Origin of the sequence: Nocardia sp. NPDC051756 (assembly GCF_040681495.1) — a bacterium.
Lineage (GTDB): Bacteria > Actinomycetota > Actinomycetes > Mycobacteriales > Mycobacteriaceae > Nocardia.
Map to the genome: position 1 here is coordinate 117122 of NZ_JBFAYV010000008.1, position 22732 is coordinate 139853.

Consider the following 22732-nt stretch of genomic DNA (forward strand, 5'->3'; position numbering starts at 1 on the left):
TCAGCTCTGGGAATCGCGTCGCCTGTAGTAGACCGCGCGGAGGTTCGTGCCGATCTTCTTGGCCGAGTCCTGAACCTGCTGTCCGCGTTCGGAGTTGAGCAACTGCCTGGCTGCCGCGCCGGTCTGCCGACCGGCGTCCTTCCCGATCCGGCGCAGCTGTGCGGTCTGGTTCGATTCGCGCAGCCGCCGGAGGCGTTCGTCCTCGGCGAGGTGCTGCGCCTGTTCCTTCATGGCGTTGGTGACCGCGTGCATCCGTTCGAGGCCGACCTGCGCGCCCTGGGCGCCGCGCTCGACGATGGCCGCGTCTCGGGCCGCCTGCCACGACTTCTGGTACAGCCCGGCGCGCACGACCGTGGTCCCCGCCAGGCGATCGATCACCGTTCGACCACCGGCCAGCGGCACCGCGTTGACGATCAGCGCCACCACCGCGACCACCCAAAGCACAAGGGAGAGCACGAACTTTCCGGCAAGCAGCGCGATGCACGCGGCGGAATACAGTCCGACATCCACCATCGTGCCGGCGAACGCCCGGCGGGCCGACTGCCACTTGCTCAGGGCGCCTTGCGGATCCGCGAGCGAATGAACGCGGATGTCCAGCAGGAACTTTCCGAGCGTGCGGCCCTTCCAAGCCAGCGCCGCGAACTGGTAGGCGAACACGATCAAAACCAGGGCGACGAACGCCTCGGTGACGAGTAGCAGGATCTCACCGAAGACGTCCCACCCGAACGCTTTTCCCGCGCCGCCCCAATCACCGTTCGCGCGGAAGAGGTTCCAGCCGCCCTCCTCGGCGAGCCCGGGCCAGCTGGAGAGGTAGTCGGCGATCCGATAATGCGTCACCGAGCCGAGCAGCACCGCCGCGCAGATGATGAGGCCGAAATCGACCGCCCAGGCGGCGATTCGCCGATTGGCGGGCGCCCGGTCGGGTGGCGGAATGTGCTCGGCCATCGTGTGCACCTCTTCGCAGTGCCGGGACCCGGCGCTCTGTCTTTGCTCTAACAGATTCCTCGCTGCGACGAGGCCGCACTATCGGCCGAACAACCGACACGAATGCGGGGGTACCAGAGGTTTCGCGGCTCGAGCCGGGCGCGCTAAGCGGATACGCGCGGGGAGTTCGCGGGGTGCACGTCTTCGGCGACGGTACGGCGACGCGGGGCCGGCCGGCGCTGCGCGAGATGCGCGGCGACCACCACACCGTGAGTTGCGATCACGACGGCTGACGCAGTACCGATTCCCACCAGTAGCAAACCCACGACAGATACCGATCCTTCCAAAGCACAGTTTTTCGCCGGCGCGCTGTGCGCCGTCGGGCAGTATGCCCCGGCCTCGCCCTTCCAAACGGTGTGTGATCCAGAACACAGCACGGCGGGGCCGGCCGCTGCCGCGGTCGTAGGCTGACCTGGTGATCACCTGTGTTGTGGAGTACGTGATCGATCCCGCGAAGATCGAGGCGTTCGAGCGGTTCGGTCGCCGGTGGATCGAATTGGTGCAGCGGCACGGCGGCATCCATCACGGCTATTTCCTGCCCGGCGAAGGAGCCAGCGACAAGGCCATGGCGCTGTTCAGTTTCGACAGCCTCAGCGCTTACGAACAATACCGAGAGCTGTTCGGCGTCGATCCAGACTTCATCGCGGCGGATCACATCCGGGACGAGAGCGGGTGTGTGTTGCGCTACGAGCGCACCTTCATGCGGCCCATGCTCCCGGACCGGGATTAGCTCAATCGCGGACGTGCACGGGCACGTCGTCGGCCCAGGGCTGGCGAGTCACCATGTCCGCGACGTACACGTAACCGCGTTCGAACTCGCCGGTGGCGGCATCGACGAGGCGATACTCCTGCGTGCCCTTGTGGATCGGCTGCGCGTCGAGCAGCACGATGCGCACCTCGCCGGGTTCGAACCGGCAACGCTCCTGCATCGCGGCGATGAGTTGCTCGTTGTGCATATGGCCGTCGCCGAAGTTCCAGCCGACGGCGGTGCTGCAGATGCGTTCACCGTCGGTGATGGTGTATTCGTCCTCGTGACCGGCCGGCATGGCGCGATGGACGAGAGTGAACAGGGCGCGCCCGTGGGTGTTCATGGCACGGAAGGCATACCCCATGAACATCGGGATCACCGCGCGGTCCTTGCCGTAGAACCGCTCCAGCTGGGCGTGCGGCATGCTGGCGATCGCGACGATCCCCTGCCCGATCTTGGCCGCCGCCGACGGCTTGACGCACCACATCGTGGTATCCCAGTTGCCCGCGTAGTAGCGCATGCCCGGCAGGAAGGAAACCTTGCGCGGGAACAGGTTTCCGGCGATCACGAGGCCCGCGATCACCACGAACAACACCGCCACCGGCGCGGGATCGTGCAGGCTGCCCAGCCCGAGGTCGGCGTGCGCGACGAACAGCACCAGCACGCCGAAGATCATGAAGACGTTCCACTCCAGCGGCACGCCCATCGGCACGGCGGTCAGGATGCCCAGATGGAAGCCGACCATCACGATCGCGGCGATCACCGTCACGAGACCGCCGTGCGAGAAGAACAACACCAGGGGGACAAACATTTCCACGGCCGTCGCGCCGTGGGCGAAGATCCGGGACCGGCGGCCGGGGCGGAGATCGTCGGGAAAGTTCTCGAAGAACTTGCGTTTCAACGCCTTTCGCCGGAAGACCGGACTGTTGGACATCATGGTGGACACCACGAACGGGAAGTGCTTGTTCAGCTTGGAGGTCGCCGCGCCCATCCAGATCACCAGGAACACCACCTTGGCGGCGACGATCATGTCGGTGCCGGTGAACAGGAAGGTGACCGCGAGGGTGGCATATACCTCGCCGCGGGCCGCCAGGAAGATCACCTTGTCGCGCAACCCGAGCACCGCGAGCAGCCCGAGCACCGCCACGATCTGCCACATCGGCAGCGGTCCCACCGTCGTGTCCAGCTCGCGCACCGGGCCGGTTCCGTTGGACAGCAACGCGATCACGGTCATCACCAACAGCGCCGCGTACAGCGCGACATCCACCACCGAACGCGTGTCGCCCTTGGTCAACGGAACTCGCCCGGGCCAGGGCGGCAGCCGAATGGTCTTGGGCCGCAACCAATACAGGATCGAGCCGAACGGCGGAAAGAACCGGTTGTTCAGCGGCCCGAACCCACAACCGAGCCCGACCACCTCGAACAGCAACGTGTACAGCACGGCCTTCTGGAAGACGATCGGCTCCGACCACCAGTCACCGACATCGGTGAACCCATCGATGCCCTTGGTGGCCAGCACGATCAGCCAACCGCCGAGCACGTACAGGCCCACCTTGCCGACATAGAACAGGTGCAGCGCGACCGGCGTCCCGAATCCCACCTCGGCCCAGTGCCGGGCCATCGGCCGGATTCGTTCACTGCGGGTGCCCTTGCTCCACTCCGCCATATCGACCACCGGCAGTTCGGGTTGCAGAAACCCCATAGCGCACGCTCCGACTCGACGACACCGAGGCGCCCAGCCGAATCAGGGACCTCACGGTCCCTCGAACATTCGCAGGAACTGGAACGTGTGTCAATTCCGATCTGTCGACGCGGCCCGGCATTCGCCGGACGCGGACCTGGGTCGTCCGGATAATCGATGGGGTGCCCGATGCGGCACGCCGGTCGAGAGGAGACCACGGTGTCGGACTCGCACAATTCCCGGTCGTTCGCGGTGGGCACGATGGCCGGTGTCAATCCGCCACTGAGTGCCTCGCGCTTCCTGGTCCGGATGGCCAAGCTCGGACGGCTGGATTCCGTTCTGGCGCCGGATCATTTGATCAGCGTGTTTCCGCGAGCCATCTGGGATACCGATTTCACCCCGCAGGCGAAGGTGGTCCGCAGCCCTGACGAACAGTTCGATTACGCCCCGCTGCTGGCCAATCTGGCCGCCGGGGCCGGGCGGGTACAGCTGGGCGTCGGGGTCACCGATCCGATCCGCAGGCATCCGGTGCTGCTCGCGCAGACGTTTCTCACGCTGGCGCACATGACGAAGACGCCGCCCATCCTCGGGCTCGGTTGCGGCGAGCGGGAGAACCTCGATCCGTACGGGTTCACCTGGGATCGTCCGGTCTCCCGGCTGGAAGAGGCGCTCCAGGTGCTGCGCACCGCACTGACCGCGACCGAATCCTTCGATTTCACCGGCAAATACTACCGGATCGACGGCGCGCCAATGGATTTGACCGCGCCCGCGGATCGAATGCCGCATATCTGGCTCGGCGCGCACGGGCCGCGCATGCTGGAACTGACCGGGCGCTACGCCGACGGCTGGTATCCGTGGGAGGCGATGTCGCCGGACGAGTACAGGCGACGACTGACGTTGGTGCACAACTCCGCTCGCGCCGCGGGCCGCGACCCCGAGGCGATCGTTCCCGCCACGATGATCTCCATGCTCACCGCGCGCACTCCCGCGGGCATCCGGCAGCTGATGCGGCACCCCGGCATCCGCTACATGGCGCTGCTCGCGCCGGACGCGGTGTGGGCGCGCTGCGGTGCGAAACATCCCTTCGGCGAAGGATTCCGGGGCCTGATCGATCTCATGCCGCATACGTTGACCAAAGCCGAAGTGCAGGCGGCGATCGCCGAGGTACCGGACGAGGTGCTGCACGAATGGCTCATGATCGGCACTCCCCCAGAGATTCTCGCCCGCATTCACGCCTTGGCCGACGCGGGCTTGCGGCATGCCGTCGTGTTCCCGACGGCCGCGCTGGTGTCCGGCGCCGACGCGGCGTTCGGTTACGGTGTCGTGCTCTGGCTGGCTGCCCGGTTGCGACGGCAGGCAGGCACACCCGCTGAGTAGGTAGGCCGACCCACATCTCCCCCTGGTCAACAGCGTCTTTCTCGTGCCCTCTTGAGGTAGACCGATCATGCTACTACTGTATGGATAACTGTTACGTCCAGTTATATGCAGCTGATCGACCATGACCGTCCGCGGGCAGCGGATTCTCAGAGTGGAGATGACATGACGTCTGGTGTGCACGGTTCTTCCTGGGATGCGATTGTGATCGGGGCCGGGCTCGGCGGCCTGTCCGCGGCTTCGTATCTGGCCGCGTCGGGGCTGAAAGTGGCTCTGCTGGAGCAGTATTCGGTGCTGGGCGGCTCTTCCCACGTCTTCCGCCGGAAACGCAAGTGGGAGTTCGATGTCGGCGTGCACTACATCGGCGACTGCGGGCCGGACGGAAACGTGCCGACGCTGCTGCGCGGTATCGGTCTCGACGACCGGGTGCAGTGGCTGCCGCTGGACACCGACGGCTTCGACACGATCATCGCCCCCGATTTCGAACTGCGTATCCCGGTCGGCTGGGACAACTATCTGGAGAACCTGATCCAGGCTTTTCCGGGCGAAGAGCGTGGACTGCGCCGATACGTCTCGATCATGCGGGCCATCGGCCAATCACTGGATCGCACAGCGACTTCCGCGAACGACCTGCGGCGGGCCGTCATGCGGGCGGGGACTGCCGCGGCATGGGCGCCGGTGCCGCACGCCGTGCTCCTCGCGGCTTGCCGGTTGAAGCCGCGAACCATTTTGGCGCTGTCGGTCCAAGACGGCGCGGCCGCGACGCCGCCCCAGATCGCGCCGGTCGCCGTGGCCGCGGCGTTCCTGGAGAACTTCGTCGGCCGCGGCGCCTGGTTCCCGCGCGGTGGCGGCCAGGTGCTGGCGGCCGGCTTCGCCGAGGTGATCCGCGGGCACGGCGGGCACATCCGCACCCGCACCGAGGTCGACCGCATTCTCGTGGAGTCCGGACGCGTCACCGGGGTGCGGTTGCGCGACGGCGAGATCCTGACCGCGCCGGTGGTGGTGTCCGCGGCCGATATCAAGCGCACCTATCGCGATCTGGTCGGCTACGAGCAGCTCCCGCGGTGGGCGGTCATGCGCAACGAGCACTTCAAGATGGCACTCCCACTGATCAACGGCTACTTCGGGATCGAGATCGACCTCGCCGCAACGCCGAATACCAACTATTACACGATCCCGGCCACCACCTGGAAAGCAACCGACTCGCTGTGGTCGCTGTCGCGGATGTCGTCGCAACTGCTGACCGGGGCCGCGCGCCGCGATCCCCGGCGGTGGGCCGAGGACTTCGCGCTCCGGCAGCCGACCTACGTGCAGTCCTCGACCCGCCGCGATCCGTCGAACCAGTTCAGCGCGCCGCTCGGCCACGCCGCCATCGAGGCGCAGACCTTGGCGCCGTGGAATCCGGCGCTGTGGGGTGTGAGCGCGGATGAGGTTGCCACGCAAAGCTACCGGGGCAACAGCGCCTACCAGGACATCAAGGAGATCATCGCCGGCGGGCTGCTGGACCGGGTCGATCAAGCGTTCCCCGGTGCCGCCGCGAAGGTTCAGTGGAGCGAGCTGGCCACCCCGGCCACGCAAGAGCGCTACACCCGGACCACCAACGGCACCTCCTACGGCCTCGAACCTCGAATCACCCAGCTCGGGCCGTTGCGTCCGGGTGCGCGGACGCCGATCCGGGGCCTGTTCCTCGCCGGCACCAGCACCTCGACCGGACCTGCCACCGAAGGTGCGATGCTCAGCGGAGTGCAGGCCGCGTCGGCGATCGTCGGGCGCGATCTGCTGGCGGAGATCCGCGCCGGGGCGGTACTCGCCGACCCGACTCGAATCGCCCCGTGGGGACCCGATTTCGACCCGCTCGCTGCCTGCCGCGGCGGGCGTGCGACCGCCGCCGAAGAGGCCGAGGACCTCGATGCGGCACCGGTCATCCGGATCTGACGGTCCGAAAATGACCCTGGCCGAGTCGAATCCGCGCGGGTAACCGGGCTACTCGACGTTCGGGTTCTGCAGCGGGAGGTCCAGTTCGGCAACCTTGACCAGGCCTTGTTCTTCCCGCGCCGATTCGAGGGTGAATCGTGCTGCGCGGCCGTCGATATCGAGCGACGCGATGGAGTTGCCGAAGTGCGGCCCGCTGACCTTCTGCCAACGGACCGGATCGGCGGAGATACCACGGCGATTCGCGAGTCGGCGCAGGGCCGCGGCGATCGGCGTCGCCCAGGACAGGGCGAAGACCGCGCGAAAGATCTTGGGCGGGTCGTTGTGGACCGGCGAGCACACCAGTTGCAGCACTTCGGATTTCGTCGGATCGGCGTAGGTGGCACGGGCGGCGTAGCTGTGGTGTACGTCGCCGGACAGGACGCAGATGGTGCTCGGTGCGTCGGCCGTCGTGCCTAGGCGGTGAATCAGCCGGGCCAGTCGTTCGAAGGAAGCACGGAAGGCCGGCCAGTGCTCCAAATCTGCCGCCTGCCTGACCTTCTCGCCGAGTCGCCCGCGCCATCCCGGCAGGCCCGCCGCACGCTCGTTGAGTGACTGGAAGTGGCTCAACGCGTGCGGCATCAGCCACGGCAGCGACGATCCGATCAGCAGATGGTCGAAGTCGCCCGCCGCGTTCTCCTCGATCCAATCGAACTCCTCTGACCCGACCATCAGCCGCCGACCATCGAGAATGCGACCACTGCGGGTATCGATCACCAGCAGCCGGATCCGGCCGAAGTCACGGCGGTAACTCCAGCGAGTCGGTTTGCGCCCGTCGACCTCGTGGTCGGCCTGCTCGGCGAAGTCCTCCAGCATGCCCTGCACGTCTGCGCCGGCCTCGGTTACCTTGCGGTACAGCGGGTCTCGCGCCAGCTCGCCCGGCCCGAGATTGCCGATGTGCTGATACACCCAGTACGACGCCAAGCCGGCCCGGATACGCTGCCGCCACCACGGCAGCTCCGCCATCTGCTCGCGCCAAGTCCGCGAGGTGTTCCAGTCGTCGCGCACATCGTGGTCGTCGAAGATCATCGAGGTCGGCACGTTCGACATCAGCCAGCGAATCTCCGGGTCCGACCACGACTCGTGATACAGCTCCGCGTATTCACGGAACGACACCACCTCACCCTCGGGCTCCTGCCCCGCGCGCCGTTGCGCCAACCATTCGCGTATCCGCGGCGTCGGCTCATCCGCGTAGACCTGATCACCGAGCAGCAGCAACGCATCCGGCCATTCCGGCTCCGGCAACGTCTGCATCCGCACCGCATACGCGTCCAACGCATCCGGCCCGACCTTGTCCGCCCCCAATTCGTCCGGCGTCGCCTTGGCCGCCCGGCACGACCCGAACAGCACCTTCTGGACGCCCTGCGTCCGAATCCGGCACTGCGGCGCCGCGGCCCCCGGCTCCGGCCACACAGCCACCCCGTCGAGCGCGACCGCATACGGAATCGACGCCCCCGGCTCCAACCCCTCGATCACCACCAGCGCGAAATGCTGCTCGCCTACCTGAAATGTCCGCGCAGCCCGACCCAACACCCCCACTTCGCACGAACCATCCGTCTCCACCCAGACCGTCGCCGAAGTGCCATCCACATGCCGCAAAACCGGGCCTAAAACCAACTCAGCCATACCGGCCGACGTTACTTCGTTGCGCACCAACGGGGTCGGCAACTGGGTGAGGTTCTGGGACAGGGTGGGGTAAGTCGGGAATGATGGGGTCTTATGGTGGATTACGCGACGGTATTCGAGCGGGTTCGGGGATCCCTGCTGGGTGGGGCGGTCGGCGACGCGCTGGGGTGGCCTATCGAGTTCTTGAAGTTGGAGCAGATTCGGGGGCGGCACGGGGAAAGCGGGGTGACGGGGTTTGTGCCGCAGGCGAATCAGGGTGCGCCGCAGGAGATTACCGACGATACGCAGATGACGTTGTTCACCGCGGAGGGGCTTTTGCGGTCCCCTGCGGGGGCGGATCCGGTGCTCGCGTTGCGGCGGGCCTATCTGCGCTGGTTGCAGACTCAGCAAGGAGGCGGGCCCGCGGATCACAGCGACGGCTGGTTGGCGAGTTTGCCGTTTATGTATGCCTCGCGGGCGCCGGGGAATGCGTGCATGTCCGGGCTTGCCCGGCAGGCGCGCGAATTTCATCCGCCGGAGCCGTTCGGTGCGGAAGGACCGGTTAATCCGCATTCCAAGGGATGCGGAACCGTGATGCGATCCGCCCCGTTCGGATTGGCGGGAATGGGAGCTGATCAGGCGTTTGTCACGGCGGCGCGGGCCGCGCAGCTGACGCACGGGCATCCGACGGGATATATCGCGGCGGGTGCGTTCGCGGCGATTCTCGATCGGGTGGTCAGCGGAATCGAGTTGCCGATCGCGGTGCGGGAGACGATCGCTCAGCTGGCGCGGATTCCGTCGAGCGAGGAGACGGCGACCGCATTGACCCGAGCCGTCGAGTTGGCCGAGGAGCCGCCCACCGCCGAACAGGTCGAGCACGTCGGCGCTGGCTGGATCGCCGAGGAATGCCTGGCCATCGCGGTGTATTCCGCGCTGCACTCGGCGAAGAGCGGAGATACGCGAGCGGCGTTGCTGCTCTCCGTCAACCACTCCGGCGACTCCGACTCGACCGGCGCGGTCGCGGGCAACCTGATCGGCGCCGTCCACGGCGTCTCCGCGCTGCCGATGGATCTCGTCTCCACGGTCGAGGGACGCGACGTCCTGATCCAGGTCGCCGACGACCTGGTCATGCACTTCGGCGTCGGCGACCGATCAGGGCTCGAAGCGCGCTATCCGGTCGACGAGAACGTGTAGGCGGCACAGCGAAAACGGGCCCTTCCGTTGCCATGCCAAAGTAACGACGCTGCTCGGCCGCTCGATGATCAACAAGATCGTTGGGGTGGAATCGACCAAGGAGACGACATGAAGGCAATTGTTCTGGCGTTCGCCGCCGTTGCCGCGATAGGGGCGCTGACCGCGTGTTCGGACAACGCGAAGAGCCCAGCCGCGAGCAACTCACCTGGCACGAGCGTTCCCGTTTCCGCAGGCACCGGGTCGGTGGGCTCGCCGCAGGGCAATTCGACCGCGGCACCGGAGACGGCCGGCGCCGACGCCACCACGAAGCTGCCGAGCCGCGACGACGCGACCGTCGACGCGCGCGACTATCAGAGCGGTGACAAGTACTACTTCCAGTCGCCGAGCGGGAACATCCTCTGCGGGTTCGTCGAGGCCGACTCCCTCGGCACCGGCTGCCAACTGGCCCACGCGTCGGTGGTCCCCGCCGAGCTGCCCGATTGCGGCACCCGCGCCAATCGGGCGGTAGCGGCACAGATCGTGGGCGGCAAGGCAAAGTTCCTCTGCACCAGCCAGGGCATTTTCGTCGGACCGCCGCTCGACGGCGGCAACAAGGGTGGCGGCAAGGTCCTCGGCTACGGGCAGACACTCATCGTCCGCGGCACCGCGTGCACGTCGACGCAGGCCGGGATCAGGTGCGATCAGGGCGGGCACGGATTCTTCATCGCCGCCGACGCACAGTCGCTGTTCTGACCGGCTGAACTGGAAAACGTTCAGCAGCACAGTGTTTCAGCCGGCTCGAAAGCCGGTGACGCACAGATCGCTGACCGTGTCATCGGCGCGACGTTCGCGCACCTACCAGTCGACGATGCCGAGCTCGTGCAGCTTGCGGAACACCAGCATCGAACCGGGCGCGACATGATCCATCGCGGCGTACTCGCTCACCGTGAAGTAGCGCAGCTCGGCGATCTCACTGGTCGGCTGCGGTTCGCCGTCCAGTTCGGCGGTGAAGCAGGTCATGTGCAGCTGCGTGCCGGGTGCGTGCCCGACCGCCTGCGCGGTGAAAACGCCCAGCTCATCGAAGGAAACGACGCCGACGCCGAGTTCCTCGCGCACCTCCCGGTGCAGTGCTCCTTCGGGCGTCTCGCCGGGGTCGATCTTCCCGCCCGCCATGTAGAAAATGTCCTTGCCGATCGATCGCGTCTGCAACAGACGACGATCCCGGATGTGGGCCAACGCGGCTGTGCGAATCACCGGTCCACCCTACTTTTCCGGTTCGGGCCGGGGTCAAGGGAGTTATTCGCCGCCGCCCGACCGAGCGGTACTGGACGTGTACTCGACCCGGTCAGCGTCACCAAACCGGTTCGGCAACCACTATCGTGACGGAGCGAAACTGTTCAATTGGCGAGAGGCACGGGGGAATACACGTGAACACCACGCAGGGTGACTGGTCCACCCTCCCATCGGAGCCGGAGCGCGAGGCGCACAATCGCAAGGTGCTGGCCGCCCTGATCGCGGGCGGCGTGCTCTTCGCCCTCGTCGCGGCGGTGTGCGTCGGGATCGTGGCGCGCGACCTGACCAAAGACGTCATCGGCACGCCGAAACCGGTCCAGAGCGCCAGCCCGCTCCCGATGGCCGAGCAGCTCCCCGCCACCCCCGCGGGCGTCACCGACAACGGCGCGGTCCGGATCGGCGACCCCGCCGCGAAGGTCGTCGTGCGCGTCGTCGCCGACCTGCAGTGCCCGGCCTGCCAGATGTTCGAGAAGGCCAACGCCAAGGTGCTCGAAGACGCCGTGACCAGCGGTTCGGCCATCGTCGAATACAACGTCATCTCGTTCCTGGACCGCGCGTCGACCACCCAGTACTCCTCGCGCGCCGGCAACGCGTCCTACTGCGTCGCCGAAGCGGACCCGTCGAAATATCAGAGCTGGCTGGCCGCGATGTTCCAGAATCAGCCCGCCGAGGGCGGTGACGGTCTGCCCGACGAGCGGCTGCTGGAGCTCGCGAAGGAGGCCGGGTACACGGATCCGACAGTGGCCCAATGCATTACCGACCGCAAGTACGATCCGTACCTGCGCGCGAAGACCAAGGAACTGCTCGCCGGCGGAATCAAGTCCACTCCGTCGGTCTTCGTCAACGGCCAGCAGGTCACCGAGGCCCAGCCCCTCTTCGGCGCGGACGGCCTCGGCCCACTGATCACCGCTGCGCGATAGTGAGCGGATTGTCGCTTTAGTGAACTTGATTCGGCATTATCGGCTAGTTTGCACGCTATGAATTCACGCTGGGGCGCTGCGCTCGCCATCTCCGTCCTATCGTTGTCCGGCCTGGTCGCGGGCGCTGCCCCGGCCTCGGCCGGCCCGCCCGTGGTGCCGTGCGGCTTCACGCCGACCGCGCCGGACAACGCCGCGGCCCGTCCGGTGGTGTCGCCGCCGCCGGTCGCGCTGGCCGTCGGCACCATGGACGTGACCTTCCAGTTCAACTACGGTCCGGTGACCGTCCGGCTGAACCGGGCCGGAGCCGCGCCGTGCGCCGCGCAGAACATGGCAAGCCTGGTGCTGCAACGCTTTTACGATCAGAGCCAGTGCTGGCGGCTGACCGACAGCGCACGCCTCGGCGTCTTGCAGTGCGGCGACATCTACGAGGTGGAAAAGGGTGGCCCCGGCTACCAGTTCCCCGACGAGGTCGACGGCACCGAGACCTACGAACGCGGCACGGTCGCGATGGGTAATCAGGGCCCCGGCACCAACGGCAGCGAATTCTTCATCGTGCACTCGTTCGCGCACATTCCGGCCAACTACTCGGTGCTCGGCCAGGTCGTGAGCGGAATGGACGTGCTGGATCGGATGGTCGCCGCGGGCATCACGCCGACCGAACGCGGTGAGCGCGACGGGCTGCCGGCCCAGCCGGTCGTGATCAACAGCGCCCGGTTGGCCTAGTTCCACCGATCGGCGGATTCCGCGAGACCCCAGAGTTGGGGTGTCCTGCGGGACAGCCGGTTTCACTGCACGGTGCGGTAGCTTCGGACGAATGACTACATCTAATGACAGCGTGCAGTGGAAGCGTGGAATCAGCGGTGTGCTGGTGGCCGGTGGCGTGGTCGCCGGTGTGCTGGCCGGATCGGCGACGGCGTCCGCGGACAGCGGGCAGCTCGCCGGCAGCGAAATCGGGACGTCCGCGGTGGCCGATGACGGGTGCACCTTCTCCTCGGTCGGCGGTTCGTGCTCCGATCCGGGACCGGTCGGCAATGCGCTGATCAACTTCCGCAATTGGCTCAAGAGCATGGGTTACGGGACCGGAAGTTCCTCGGGGACCGCGTACTTCCTCTGACGGTCGAGAATTCGTCGAGCTGATGCCGGAGATTCCCGAATGGTCGAAACAACTTCCGTGGGGAGTGCGGATCGACTGGGGTTTGGCGGGTGCGCGGGCGTTAGGGCCCGATAGCGCGGCCGTCGTTGTCGTCGACGTGCTGTCGTTCACGACGTCGGTGTCGGTCGCGGTCGACGCGGGCACGCGGGTATTTCCCTATCCGTGGCGAGACGGGACCGCCGCGACGTTCGCGACCGACAGGGACGCTCGGCTGGCGGTCGGGCGCAAAGCCGTGTCCGAGCAGCAGCCGTGGTCGCTCTCGCCCGCGGCGCTGCGCCGGGCGCCCGCGCCCGCCCGCCTGGTGTTGCCGTCGCCGAACGGATCGGCGATCTCGGCCGCGGTCACCGGGGTGCCGGTGCTCGCGGCCTGCCTGCGGAACGCGTCCGCGGTCGCCCGTTGGATCGGCCGGCAAGGGTGGGGCACGGTCGAGCGGCCGGTCACGGTGATCGCCGCGGGGGAACATTGGCCAGGTCAGGATGTGTTGCGGCCTGCGATCGAGGACTGGTTCGGGGCCGCCGCGGTCATCTCGGCCCTCGCCGCGAACGGGGCCGGGCCGTTGTCACCGGAAGCCGCGGCCGCCAAGTCCACCTACGACGCGACCGCCGACGTGCCGTCGCTGATCTCCCACTGCGCCTCCGGCCGCGAATTGACCGATATCGGATTCGCCGGCGATGTCGCCGTCGCGATCGAAATCGACGCGAGCCAGAGCGTTCCGCTGCTGGTAGACGGGGCATTCATCGACGCGGCACACTGAGTGGCGGACAATGATGACCGAAGTGTGACGTCCGGCCGCGCGGGGACTTTCCCACCTGGAGCCCGGGTTATACGTGGGGCCGATATGAGGAGGTCATGTGGCACCGGAATACAACAGGAATCCCGCGGCCGTCGCCGCCCTGTCCCCTGAGCAGTATCACGTCACCCAGGAGAACGGGACCGAGCGCGCATTCACGGGCGAATACTGGGACAATCACGAACCTGGCATCTACGTCGATGTGGTGTCGGGTGAACCGTTGTTCGCCTCGGTCGACAAGTTCGACAGCGGATCGGGCTGGCCGAGTTTCACCAAGCCGATCGACGCCGCGAATGTGGTCGAGAAGCGAGACTTCAGCCATCTGATGATTCGCACCGAGGCGCGTTCGGCGCACGGTGGCAGCCATCTCGGGCACATTTTCACCGACGGACCGAAGGCCGACGGCGGCCTGCGGTACTGCATCAATTCGGCGGCACTGCGTTTCGTCCACCTCGATGACCTCGAGGCGGAAGGGTATGCGCAGTACCGGACTCTGTTCACGAAGGAGGACGCGTGACGGACACGCGCAAGGCGATTCTGGCCGGCGGATGTTTCTGGGGCATGGAGGACTTGATCCGTAAGCAGCCCGGGGTGTTGTCGACGCGAGTCGGCTACACCGGCGGCCGCAACGATCACCCCACCTACCGCAACCACCCGGGTCACGCGGAGGCCGTGGAGATCATCTACGACCCCGCGCAGACCGACTACCGTGCGCTGCTGGAGTTCCTGTTCCAGATCCACGATCCGACCACCAAGGATCGTCAGGGCAACGACATCGGCACCAGCTACCGTTCGGCCATCTTCTACCTCGACGAGGACCAGAAGCAGGTCGCGCTGGACACCATCGCCGACGTCGACGCCTCCGGCCTGTGGCCGGGCAAGGTGGTCACCGAGGTGACGCCGGCCGGTGAGTTCTGGCAGGCCGAGGCCGAGCACCAGGACTACTTGCAGAAGTACCCGGACGGCTACACCTGCCACTTCCCGCGTCCGGGCTGGAAGCTGCCCAAGCGGGAGAACGCCGCGCAGTAGGGCGCAACCAACTGCGCCACCTGATTCAGGTGGCGCAGTTGTCGTTTGCGAGCCGCCGGACTTCGAGGGCGTCCAGGATCAGGTCGAGGCCGTAGTCGAATTCGGCGGTGTGGTCGTAGCCGGGTTGCAGGGCGTGGTCGGTGATCATCTCGTGCAGGTACGGAAACTGTTCGGGGGGTAGGTGTTCGAGGATCTCGGCGGCTACTTCTTCGACGTCGGCGGGGGTGGTCATGGGGAGGCTTGCCTCTTGGAGGACGTAGCCGCTGATGTAGCTGTCGATGACTGAGATCGCGTGGGCGGCGGCGGGGAGCGTGAAGCCTGCCTCTCTGAGGACTCCGAGGACGGCGTTGTGGTGACGCAGTGTGGCCGGGCCCGGGTTGCGGCGGGAGTCCATGAGGCCGAGTGCCCAGCGGTGCTGCGACAGGACCTTGCGGGCGGAGAACGCGCGGGTGCGGATCGCGTCGCGCCACTCCGCGGCGGCCGGGTTCGCTAGGGCGATCGCCGCGAAGACCACGTCGACCACTCCGTCGAGGATCGCGTCCTTGTTCGGCACATGGTGGTAGAGCGACATCGCCTCGACGCCTAGTTCCTGCGCGACCCGGCGCATCGTGATCGCTTCCACACCGCCGCGATCCGCGACTCGGATCGCCGCATTCAGCACGCGCTCTCTGCTGAGCGGTAGCGGTGGTCGGGACAAGACAGCTCCTGGATATCGATGTGTTGACAGACTTACACGCGTACGTCAATCTTACAAGTGTAAGTCCGCCTTACAGACGTAAGGCCACCCGGGATGGATCGACTCCTGGGCGAACGAAGGAGATTCCTATGCCGATGCCGAGATGGTGGGGGCACATCAACAAGCGGGTGTTCAATCCGCGCGCGGTCGCGGGCGGGAAATGGCCGGTGCTGACGCACGTCGGGCGCACCTCCGGCACGACTTTCCATACGCCGCTCGACGCGTATCCGGTCGACGGCGGCTACTTGTTCATCCTGGTCTACGGGTCGCGTTCGGACTGGGTGCAGAACATCCTGAAAGCGGGCAGCGCACGACTCCGCGTCGACGGGCAGGAATTCGAGCTCGCCGCTCCACGGGTCGTCGGGCCGGACGAAGCGTTCCAAGCCCTCTCCGACGATGTCGCCCGGCCGCCCAAGGTGCTACGTATCCGGGAGTTCCTCCGGATGGACCTAGCCGCCTGAAAAGCTCGGGTTCGCCTGTCGCCTAACCTAATTCGACCTCGTCATATCCGACGGTCAGGCTATGCCGCCGCTCCCGCAGCACATTGCCCTCCCGATGGACCAGCCCCTCACCGAATTCGACGCGCAACTTCGCCCGACGCACATAAACCTCCCGCACGACTCCGCAGATCCCAGTGAACGGACCCTCCGGGAAATGAACTACATCGCCTGGCGCATATTCGGTAAACCCCACGCTGCCACAGTAATCCAAGTCGGCACAGGCAGGCGGTGCCGATCGCCCGGACGATCCGACCTCATCGAGTCGAGTCATCTGGTCGCTGGATGATCTCGTACAACAACCATTCGACTCGCATCGATTGCACCGGCGGGGGTACGGGTATGCATCGAGCGCGTTCGTGCGCCCGGGTCAGCTTACGAGGCGCCGGACAACCACCGTCTGAACGCACTCTTACGGCGTCGAGGCCGGCGGTCAGGATTGAACCAGTCCGGCAACGGTTCTCGCGCGGCGAGCCAGTTGGGCGGGACGCCGACGATCGGACCGGAGTCGGCGGCGGTGCCGGTGTAGGCGGCGACGATACCGCCGACGATGGCGCTTGTCGTATCGATATCACCATCTGCCGCAATACATGTCGCGATCGCGGACGGATAGTCCGCCAGATGCGTTGCCGCGACCCACATCGTGAACGGCACCGTATTCTGCGCGGTCACCTGAGATCCGTTGCCGAGTTCAGCCGCCGCCTGTTCGACGGACGCGCCGAGCAGAGTACGAGCGCGGCGAATCAGCCCGCTCGTCTCACCATCGTCCAGATGATCGAGCACCGTCGTGATGAACTCCGTCGGCGTCGGCCGAGTTCCAGTCAGCCGCGCATGCGCAGCCTGACCTGCCGCGAGCGCCACGGCCACCGCACCTGCCACCCCTTCGGGATGCATATGCGTCACCTGCGCCGACCGAACCGCCTCGGCAACAACCTTTTTCGGATCGTCGGCGAAATAGGCCCCCAGCGGAGCGACCCGCATCGCAGCACCATTCCCACAGGACCCCTGCCCGTCATACGCGGCCCCCGCCACCTCCCGCCAATCCGCACCACCCTGAATCCGACGCAGCGTACCGACCGCGATGAACCCATAATCCCGACCCGGATCGAACCGCCGCGCAAAACCAGCAGCAAGCCGATCCTGATCGATCCCCCCACGAAGACACAGCTCAGCAACCACCGTGCAGGCCATCTCGGTGTCATCCGTCCACCCCCACGGCCCCGCCGGAAGATTCCCTACCCGAACATCCTGAATCGACCGCCGCATAATCGGGAACTGCTGCCCCAGCGAGTCCCCCACAGACAACCCGTCCAGCGAATCAAACATCAAGTCGACATGCATCGCAGCCGATCGTAACCGCCACTCCCCTGGTCAGCCCGCCCGCCGCCATGTCCGGCATGACACCCGAGACGATCTACTGCCTCGATCCGACGCGGCAATCCTCGGCGCTCAGCGCAATGTGCAATACTGTGGCTCGGCGGCATCGACTTCGATGCAGACCTCTTGGGTGCGGTGTGAATCTGCCCGCATCGCCACCCTCAGTGCGCATTTCGCGGCAAGCACATCGAATGCTCCCCTCCCCCGGTTCGTCTCCGTCACTGGATGTGACGTCCCGGCTCGAGATCCGTAGCTGAAGCCTCACCAACCAATCATGCCCCGACCGACACAGCCGGTCCAGGGTCCTCAACCAGCGCAAGAATGGAGTGAAAGTCCATGACTACCAACAGAATCACCACCGGCACCGAGCGACAGCTCATCGAGAGCACGCTCGATCACAACCGGGCAGCACTCATCGCGACCGTCCGCGGCCTCTCCGACACCGACGCCCGCCGCAGGCTCGTCGCCTCGCTGACCACCCCGATCTCCTTGCTCAAACACGCCGCCGCAGCGGAACGCATTTGGTTCCAACGCTTCTGGGCAGGACTAGACGAATCCGAATGCGACGGATACTCGAAACGCGACGAAGGCACCTTCACCGTCGCCGCCCACGAATCGGTGGCCGACGTGATCGCCGAGTTCGAGCGCGCAAGCCAACGATCCCGCGAAATCGCCGCCCGTTTCGACCTCGACGACACCAAACACAACCCCCGAGAAGGCACCGTAAGCATGCGCTGGACCCTCCTCGCCATGATCGAAGAATTCGCCCGCCACGCAGGTCACGGCGACATCCTCCGCGAACAGATCGACCATCCCGCCGCGTAATCGAGCCCCGGTCCAACGTCGGCGCGATCCGGGCGGTCCGATCGGCAGGCGGCCCGGACTCGGCTCGACCGAACGAGCTGTCAGCGCCGTAATCGGCTCCGGCCGCCGCTCGCATATGCAGGGAGCCCGACCCGACGGCGCCGGACGCAGCGAGCCTCGACCCCGGGCTCTACGCGGAATGCGACTCGAACCCGTCGCGTAGGAGGTCGAATGCGTGGTTGGTGGCGCGGACGGCTGCTGGGTAGCGGGATGCGGCGGACTCACCTTTGACCAGGGATTCGTGGTTCATCAGGATGAGTTCGCGGTAGATCACGATGATTTGGGCGGCGAGCAGGCGGGCGGTCAGCGGGTCGAAGCCGTTGTCGTGCAATGCCTCTGCCAAGGTCGCGACTCCGCGGGCGGAGTAGCGCATCAACCTTGCGGCGAGAGTTTCTGTGCCGAAGATCAATTGGAGGAAGGACATGATTTCGGGGGTGTCGTTGAGGCCGGTGTTCGGGTCGCGGCGGCGGAGGGCATCCAGGTGTGCTTCGCGCAGTGCGTCGAGGGGTGGTTGATCGGGGCGGCGCGCGCGGACCGTTCTGGCGGCTTCGTCTTCGTGGTCGGCGAACCGTTGCAGGACAAGGTCTTCCTTCGTCGCGAAGTATGCGAACAGGGTGCGGCGGGAGACGTCGGCGGCGCGGGCGATGTCGGTGATCGAGACCTGGTCGAAGCCGGATTCGAGGAACATGCGGATCGCGGTGGCCGCGATCTGCTCGCGGATGCGGGCCTTCTTGCGTTCGCGCAGTCCCGTCGGTTCGGTCATGTTTCCACTCTAGCGCATTAGTATATCGAGTGTATTGTTGCATCGAGTCTACTTTTGGAGGGTGACGTGGAAACTGAAGTGATCGTGGTCGGCGCGGGTCCGACCGGGTTGATGCTGGCGAACGAGCTGACCCTGGCCGGAGTGCCGGTGGTGGTGCTGGAGAAGCGGCTCACCCCTAGTGCGCAGTCCCGGGCCGGCGGGCTGCAACCGCGCACCGCGGAGGTGCTCGACCTGCGTGGAATGCTCGATCCGCTGCTCGACCAGTCGCTGCCGCGCGGCGAGTTCGGCGGGCATTTCGCTGCGCTTCCGGTCGAGTTGGACTGCCGGCCGTGGCGGACTCGCCATCCGTATCCGGTGGCCATCCCCCAGACTCGGCTGGAGGCATTCCTCGAACAACGCCTGCTCGACCAGGGCGTGCCGGTGCTGCGCGGAGTCGAAGTGTCTGCCGTCGAACAGGATTCGGCCGGAGTCACCGTCGGGGATATTCGTGGCAGTTATCTCGTCGCGTGCGATGGTGGGCACAGCACGGTGCGCAAGCTGCTCGGCGCGCCTTTTCCCGGAACCGCGGGCACGATGTCATCGGTGGTCGCGGATATCACGCTCGCGTCCCGATCCGACACCGTGCCAACCACTTCCGAACATTTCAGCCGATACCTCAAAACCGCCAACGGGTTCTTCACCACCCTGCATCCCATCGAGGGCGAGCTGTACCGGTTCATCTTCGGCAAGCTCGCTGGAACGCGACCCGAACGCGAAACACCGATCACCACAACGGAAGTCAACGAGGCACTGCAGGCGGTGTACGGATCGGAGACACAGTTGGGTGCGTTGCGCGAGGCCTCGCGATTCAGTAATTCCGCCCGGCAGGTCGAGCACTATCGCGAAGGCAGGGTGATTTTCGCCGGGGACGCGGCGCATATCCACCTGCCGATCGGTGGTCAAGGCGTGAACCTCGGCGTCCAGGACGCCGTCAACCTGGGCTGGAAACTCGCTGCGACGGTGCAGGGTTGGGCGCCCGAGGGATTGCTCGACAGCTATCACGTCGAGCGCCATCCGGTCGCCGCGCGAGTGCTGCGCACCACCCGCGCGCAGGGCATGATCATGAACTCCGCCCAGGACGAGAACATCGCCGCCGTTCGCGAGCTGTTCACCGACCTACTCCGGCTGCCGGACGCCAATTACTTTGTCTCCGGCATGATGTCGGGCCTCGACACCCACTACGCAGGCCTCGGCCCGCGCATGATCGACCTCGACCTGACCACCCCGGACGGTCCGACCCGAGTGAGTCGGCTGATGCATTCCGGTCGTGGACTGCTGCTCTCGCTCGATGACACGCCCCGGTCGATCGACCGCTGGTCCGACCGCGTCGACCACGTCACCGCCAAGGCCGACGACGACACCCCCACCGTCTTGATCCGCCCCGACGGGTACATCGCTTGGTCCGCCACCGACGAACAACCACTCGAAGCTGCCCTCACTCGCTGGTTCGGCTGAGCGCCACTAATCAATAGCAGACCCGCCGGTCGCCAATTACGTGTGCTCACAAAAGAATTCGAGATAGCGACACTTGAAACAAAGGAAATAACTGCGACGATTAGATGATTGAAATGCCCCGGGTGGCTGAAGGAGACGGGCATGATCGACGGAATGGTAATCGCCGCGTATTTGGCCGCGACGATAGGGGGAGCCGGAAGTAGATGGGCGGACCGGTCGCTGGATCAGGGCCTGAATGCCCTCTCCGCGACGGTCACGCGCCGACTCGGTCGCGGCCCGGTGGAGGACCTCACCGAGAACCCGGACAGCATCCGCACGCGCGAGCGGGTCGCGGCGGCGATCGAGCGGGCCGCCGCGGCCGACGAGCGTTTCGAACGCGAACTGGCCGACCTCCGCGATCAACTCGACCGAGCCCAAGGCAAATACACCGCGACCAGCCGCGACGGCTGGGCGGTGGCCCGCGGCCCCGGCGACGGCCACATCGCAGGCGGCGACATCCGCACCTACGACTACTACGCCCCACAACCCGACGACATCTCCGGAGCCCCGGGCTGGACCAAGGCGTGCCTGTGGATCGGCGGCGCGATCGCCGCCTTCGGCTGGGCAGTCATGATGATCGGCATCAGCCAGCACAACTCCCAAAGCACCCCCGGCGCCGGCTTCGCCATCTTCGCCCTCGGCGGATTGATCATGGCCGCAGGCGAACTCGGCGCCCGAACCTCCCCACCCCGCCGCCGCCGCTGATTACAGAGTGGGTGGGCCCTGGTTGATTCGGCGCATTACGGGGGCGAGGCGGTGCAGGGCGTCGGTGGTCATCAGTTGGCGTTCGTCCCACCAGGTGGCGCCGGCTTCGGCGTAGGGGGCGATGAGGTCGCGGGCTTTGGTGGGGTCGCCGGGGGTAATGCCGCCGACTACTACCTCGAAGTGTTTGGGGTGGGGGTCTTTTCGGTGTTCTTTGACGTAGGTGAGGAGGTCGCGGAGTTCGTCCAGGGGTGGTGGGGTGCCGTGGCCGGCGCTGAACAGGGGGACGACGCCGTCCCAGCGGGCGGCTCGGCGGATGGGGCGGCGGTGGGGCCAGAAGCCGGCGATCCAGACCGGCGGGCGGGGGCGTTGGGTCGAGGCGGGGAGCAGGGTGACGTCGCGGACCTGGTAGTGCTTGCCGTCGTGGTCGACCGGGTTGCCGGACCAGTAGCGCTGCAACAGGTCCAGGCCCTCGTCGAGGCGCTCGGCGAGCAGGACGGGGTCGGTCAGTTCGCCGAAGCTGCCGAATTCGTCCGCGATCGGTCCGCCCAGTCCGGCGCTGAAGATGACTCTGCCGCCGCTGAGCGCGTCCAAGGTGGCGACCTGGCGGGCGAGCTGTTCGGGGCGGCGGCGGGCCACCGGGGTGACCAGGGTGCCGAGCTTCAGGCGGGAGGTCGCCAAGGCGGCCGCGGTCAGCAGCATCCAAGGGTCACCGAAGGGTTGACCTCGACGTTCTTTCTTGTCGAGGACCACGTGATCCCAGATGAAAAGCGCGTCCCAGCCTGCTTCCTCCGCCGCCTGGGCGGCCATGGCCACCGTCCGGGCGTCGGCGAAGTCCCCGAAGTTCGGAATGTTGATCGAGAATCGCATACCGGAATACTGCGGGGTCCGACCACCTCAGGCAAGCGGAATGAATTCTGCGGCAACGGTACTCATCTACCGGTAGTGTCTGAACCCGAGTCTGTCGGTGGGCCGTGACAGGGTGAGCGGGTGACTACCAGCGGCGAGCACTCGACCGACCTTCGATGCGCGGACCTCTCGTGGTCCGTCGACGAGGACCTGCTCGACGCGAAAACGCTCGTCTACGACCCTTGCGGGTTCGCCTGTTCGGCTCCGGTTCCGGAGGCAGAGAGCGCCGCGTACGCCGCTCACTCGTTCACCGTCGATGGCCGCGCGATCCGGTTTCGCGCGGCCAAGACGACGCCGACCAAGGTCGGTCAGTTCGTCACGGTGTGGAAGAGGTCGGCGGGCGGACCCATTCAGCCGTTCGATGTCACCGACCTCGTCGATCTCTTCGTCATCAGTACGCGCGACGGGGATCGTTTGGGCCAGTTCGTATTTCCCGCTGACATGCTTCGCGCGCGCGGCGTCCTATCGGTGGATGGTGCAGGCGGGAAGCGAGGGTTCCGCGTGTACCCGCCGTGGGTGGAAACCACGAACCGTCAGGCCACCAATTCGCAGGCCTGGCAGCTGGACCACTTCCTACCCGTCCAGCCGACAGATACCGATCGCGCCCGAATGCTGTACCGCCAGTAAGAT

General features: G+C 66.3%; 24 protein-coding genes. 16 read left to right on the top strand and 8 right to left on the bottom strand.

What is annotated here, in order from left to right:
• On the bottom strand, window positions 1–945 hold the full coding sequence (locus AB0M22_RS33285; RefSeq protein ID WP_364735373.1) for an RDD family protein: 945 nt from the start codon (window positions 943–945) through the stop codon (window positions 1–3).
• 454 nt (window positions 946–1399) lie between these two features.
• On the opposite strand from AB0M22_RS33285, the gene AB0M22_RS33290 reads away from it, so the two are divergent.
• Window positions 1400–1714 (top strand): NIPSNAP family protein, encoded by a 315-nt coding sequence (locus AB0M22_RS33290; protein ID WP_364735375.1) that lies wholly within the window; start codon window positions 1400–1402, stop codon window positions 1712–1714.
• A 1-nt stretch (window position 1715) separates the two neighbouring features.
• On the opposite strand, the gene AB0M22_RS33295 is transcribed toward AB0M22_RS33290, so the two are convergent.
• The gene (locus AB0M22_RS33295) at window positions 1716–3434 is read right to left on the bottom strand and encodes a DUF3556 domain-containing protein (protein WP_364735377.1); all 1719 of its coding nucleotides are present in this window, start codon (window positions 3432–3434) and stop codon (window positions 1716–1718) included.
• A 198-nt stretch (window positions 3435–3632) separates the two neighbouring features.
• On the opposite strand from AB0M22_RS33295, the gene AB0M22_RS33300 reads away from it, so the two are divergent.
• Both AB0M22_RS33300 and AB0M22_RS33305 read left to right on the top strand, forming a co-directional pair.
• A complete protein-coding gene (locus AB0M22_RS33300) occupies window positions 3633–4790 on the top strand; it encodes an LLM class flavin-dependent oxidoreductase (RefSeq protein ID WP_364735379.1) in 1158 nt (385 codons plus the stop codon).
• A gap of 162 nt (window positions 4791–4952) precedes the next feature.
• Complete coding sequence (locus AB0M22_RS33305) at window positions 4953–6722, top strand: NAD(P)/FAD-dependent oxidoreductase (RefSeq protein WP_364735381.1); 1770 nt, start codon at window positions 4953–4955, stop codon at window positions 6720–6722.
• A gap of 48 nt (window positions 6723–6770) precedes the next feature.
• Here the strand turns inward: AB0M22_RS33305 and AB0M22_RS33310 are convergent, their stop codons facing one another.
• Entirely contained in the window at window positions 6771–8297 is a 1527-nt protein-coding gene (locus AB0M22_RS33310) for an alkaline phosphatase D family protein (RefSeq protein WP_364735383.1), read from the bottom strand.
• Window positions 8298–8477: 180 nt separating this feature from the next.
• Here AB0M22_RS33310 and AB0M22_RS33315 point away from each other — a divergent pair, with 180 nt between their 5' ends.
• Both AB0M22_RS33315 and AB0M22_RS33320 read left to right on the top strand, forming a co-directional pair.
• Window positions 8478–9557: an ADP-ribosylglycohydrolase family protein gene (locus tag AB0M22_RS33315; protein WP_364735385.1), complete on the top strand. Its 1080-nt coding sequence runs from the start codon at window positions 8478–8480 to the stop codon at window positions 9555–9557.
• 108 nt (window positions 9558–9665) lie between these two features.
• A complete protein-coding gene (locus AB0M22_RS33320) occupies window positions 9666–10289 on the top strand; it encodes a DUF6636 domain-containing protein (RefSeq protein WP_364735387.1) in 624 nt (207 codons plus the stop codon).
• A gap of 102 nt (window positions 10290–10391) precedes the next feature.
• On the opposite strand, the gene AB0M22_RS33325 is transcribed toward AB0M22_RS33320, so the two are convergent.
• Window positions 10392–10790, bottom strand: a complete 399-nt coding sequence (locus tag AB0M22_RS33325) for an NUDIX domain-containing protein (RefSeq protein WP_364735389.1) — start codon at window positions 10788–10790, stop codon at window positions 10392–10394.
• 173 nt (window positions 10791–10963) lie between these two features.
• Between AB0M22_RS33325 and AB0M22_RS33330 the strand changes: the two genes are divergently transcribed.
• From AB0M22_RS33330 to msrA, 6 genes are all read left to right on the top strand, one after another.
• A complete protein-coding gene (locus AB0M22_RS33330; protein ID WP_364735391.1) occupies window positions 10964–11749 on the top strand; it encodes a thioredoxin domain-containing protein in 786 nt (261 codons plus the stop codon).
• Between the two features lie 57 nt (window positions 11750–11806).
• Window positions 11807–12472, top strand: coding sequence for a peptidylprolyl isomerase (locus tag AB0M22_RS33335; RefSeq protein WP_364735393.1), 666 nt, complete (start codon window positions 11807–11809; stop codon window positions 12470–12472).
• Between the two features lie 91 nt (window positions 12473–12563).
• On the top strand, window positions 12564–12863 hold the full coding sequence (locus AB0M22_RS33340) for a hypothetical protein (RefSeq protein ID WP_364735395.1): 300 nt from the start codon (window positions 12564–12566) through the stop codon (window positions 12861–12863).
• A 22-nt stretch (window positions 12864–12885) separates the two neighbouring features.
• The gene (locus tag AB0M22_RS33345; protein WP_364735397.1) at window positions 12886–13656 is read left to right on the top strand and encodes a 2-phosphosulfolactate phosphatase; all 771 of its coding nucleotides are present in this window, start codon (window positions 12886–12888) and stop codon (window positions 13654–13656) included.
• Window positions 13657–13753: 97 nt separating this feature from the next.
• Window positions 13754–14209, top strand: a complete 456-nt coding sequence (msrB, locus tag AB0M22_RS33350; RefSeq protein WP_364735400.1) for a peptide-methionine (R)-S-oxide reductase MsrB — start codon at window positions 13754–13756, stop codon at window positions 14207–14209.
• Window positions 14206–14721, top strand: a complete 516-nt coding sequence (gene msrA / locus AB0M22_RS33355; RefSeq protein ID WP_364735402.1) for a peptide-methionine (S)-S-oxide reductase MsrA — start codon at window positions 14206–14208, stop codon at window positions 14719–14721. The genes msrB and msrA overlap by 4 nt, the downstream gene beginning before the upstream one ends.
• A gap of 25 nt (window positions 14722–14746) precedes the next feature.
• Here msrA and AB0M22_RS33360 read toward each other — a convergent pair whose 3' ends face one another.
• Complete coding sequence (locus AB0M22_RS33360) at window positions 14747–15418, bottom strand: TetR/AcrR family transcriptional regulator (protein ID WP_364735404.1); 672 nt, start codon at window positions 15416–15418, stop codon at window positions 14747–14749.
• A 128-nt stretch (window positions 15419–15546) separates the two neighbouring features.
• On the opposite strand from AB0M22_RS33360, the gene AB0M22_RS33365 reads away from it, so the two are divergent.
• The gene (locus AB0M22_RS33365; RefSeq protein ID WP_364735406.1) at window positions 15547–15918 is read left to right on the top strand and encodes a nitroreductase family deazaflavin-dependent oxidoreductase; all 372 of its coding nucleotides are present in this window, start codon (window positions 15547–15549) and stop codon (window positions 15916–15918) included.
• Between the two features lie 411 nt (window positions 15919–16329).
• Here the strand turns inward: AB0M22_RS33365 and AB0M22_RS33370 are convergent, their stop codons facing one another.
• Window positions 16330–17295, bottom strand: a complete 966-nt coding sequence (locus AB0M22_RS33370; RefSeq protein WP_364735408.1) for an ADP-ribosylglycohydrolase family protein — start codon at window positions 17293–17295, stop codon at window positions 16330–16332.
• Between the two features lie 372 nt (window positions 17296–17667).
• On the opposite strand from AB0M22_RS33370, the gene AB0M22_RS33375 reads away from it, so the two are divergent.
• Window positions 17668–18156 carry a DinB family protein gene (locus tag AB0M22_RS33375; RefSeq protein WP_364735410.1) on the top strand — a complete coding sequence of 163 codons (489 nt, stop codon included), beginning with the start codon at window positions 17668–17670 and terminating at the stop codon, window positions 18154–18156.
• Between the two features lie 169 nt (window positions 18157–18325).
• Here the strand turns inward: AB0M22_RS33375 and AB0M22_RS33380 are convergent, their stop codons facing one another.
• On the bottom strand, window positions 18326–18958 hold the full coding sequence (locus AB0M22_RS33380; protein WP_364735412.1) for a TetR family transcriptional regulator: 633 nt from the start codon (window positions 18956–18958) through the stop codon (window positions 18326–18328).
• 66 nt (window positions 18959–19024) lie between these two features.
• On the opposite strand from AB0M22_RS33380, the gene AB0M22_RS33385 reads away from it, so the two are divergent.
• Both AB0M22_RS33385 and AB0M22_RS33390 read left to right on the top strand, forming a co-directional pair.
• Complete coding sequence (locus AB0M22_RS33385; protein ID WP_364735414.1) at window positions 19025–20452, top strand: FAD-dependent monooxygenase; 1428 nt, start codon at window positions 19025–19027, stop codon at window positions 20450–20452.
• Between the two features lie 141 nt (window positions 20453–20593).
• Complete coding sequence (locus tag AB0M22_RS33390; protein WP_364735416.1) at window positions 20594–21196, top strand: hypothetical protein; 603 nt, start codon at window positions 20594–20596, stop codon at window positions 21194–21196.
• Here the strand turns inward: AB0M22_RS33390 and AB0M22_RS33395 are convergent, their stop codons facing one another.
• Window positions 21197–22063, bottom strand: coding sequence for an LLM class flavin-dependent oxidoreductase (locus AB0M22_RS33395; RefSeq protein ID WP_364735418.1), 867 nt, complete (start codon window positions 22061–22063; stop codon window positions 21197–21199).
• 120 nt (window positions 22064–22183) lie between these two features.
• Between AB0M22_RS33395 and AB0M22_RS33400 the strand changes: the two genes are divergently transcribed.
• Complete coding sequence (locus AB0M22_RS33400) at window positions 22184–22729, top strand: MepB family protein (RefSeq protein WP_364735420.1); 546 nt, start codon at window positions 22184–22186, stop codon at window positions 22727–22729.
• Window positions 22730–22732 lie beyond the last annotated feature (3 nt).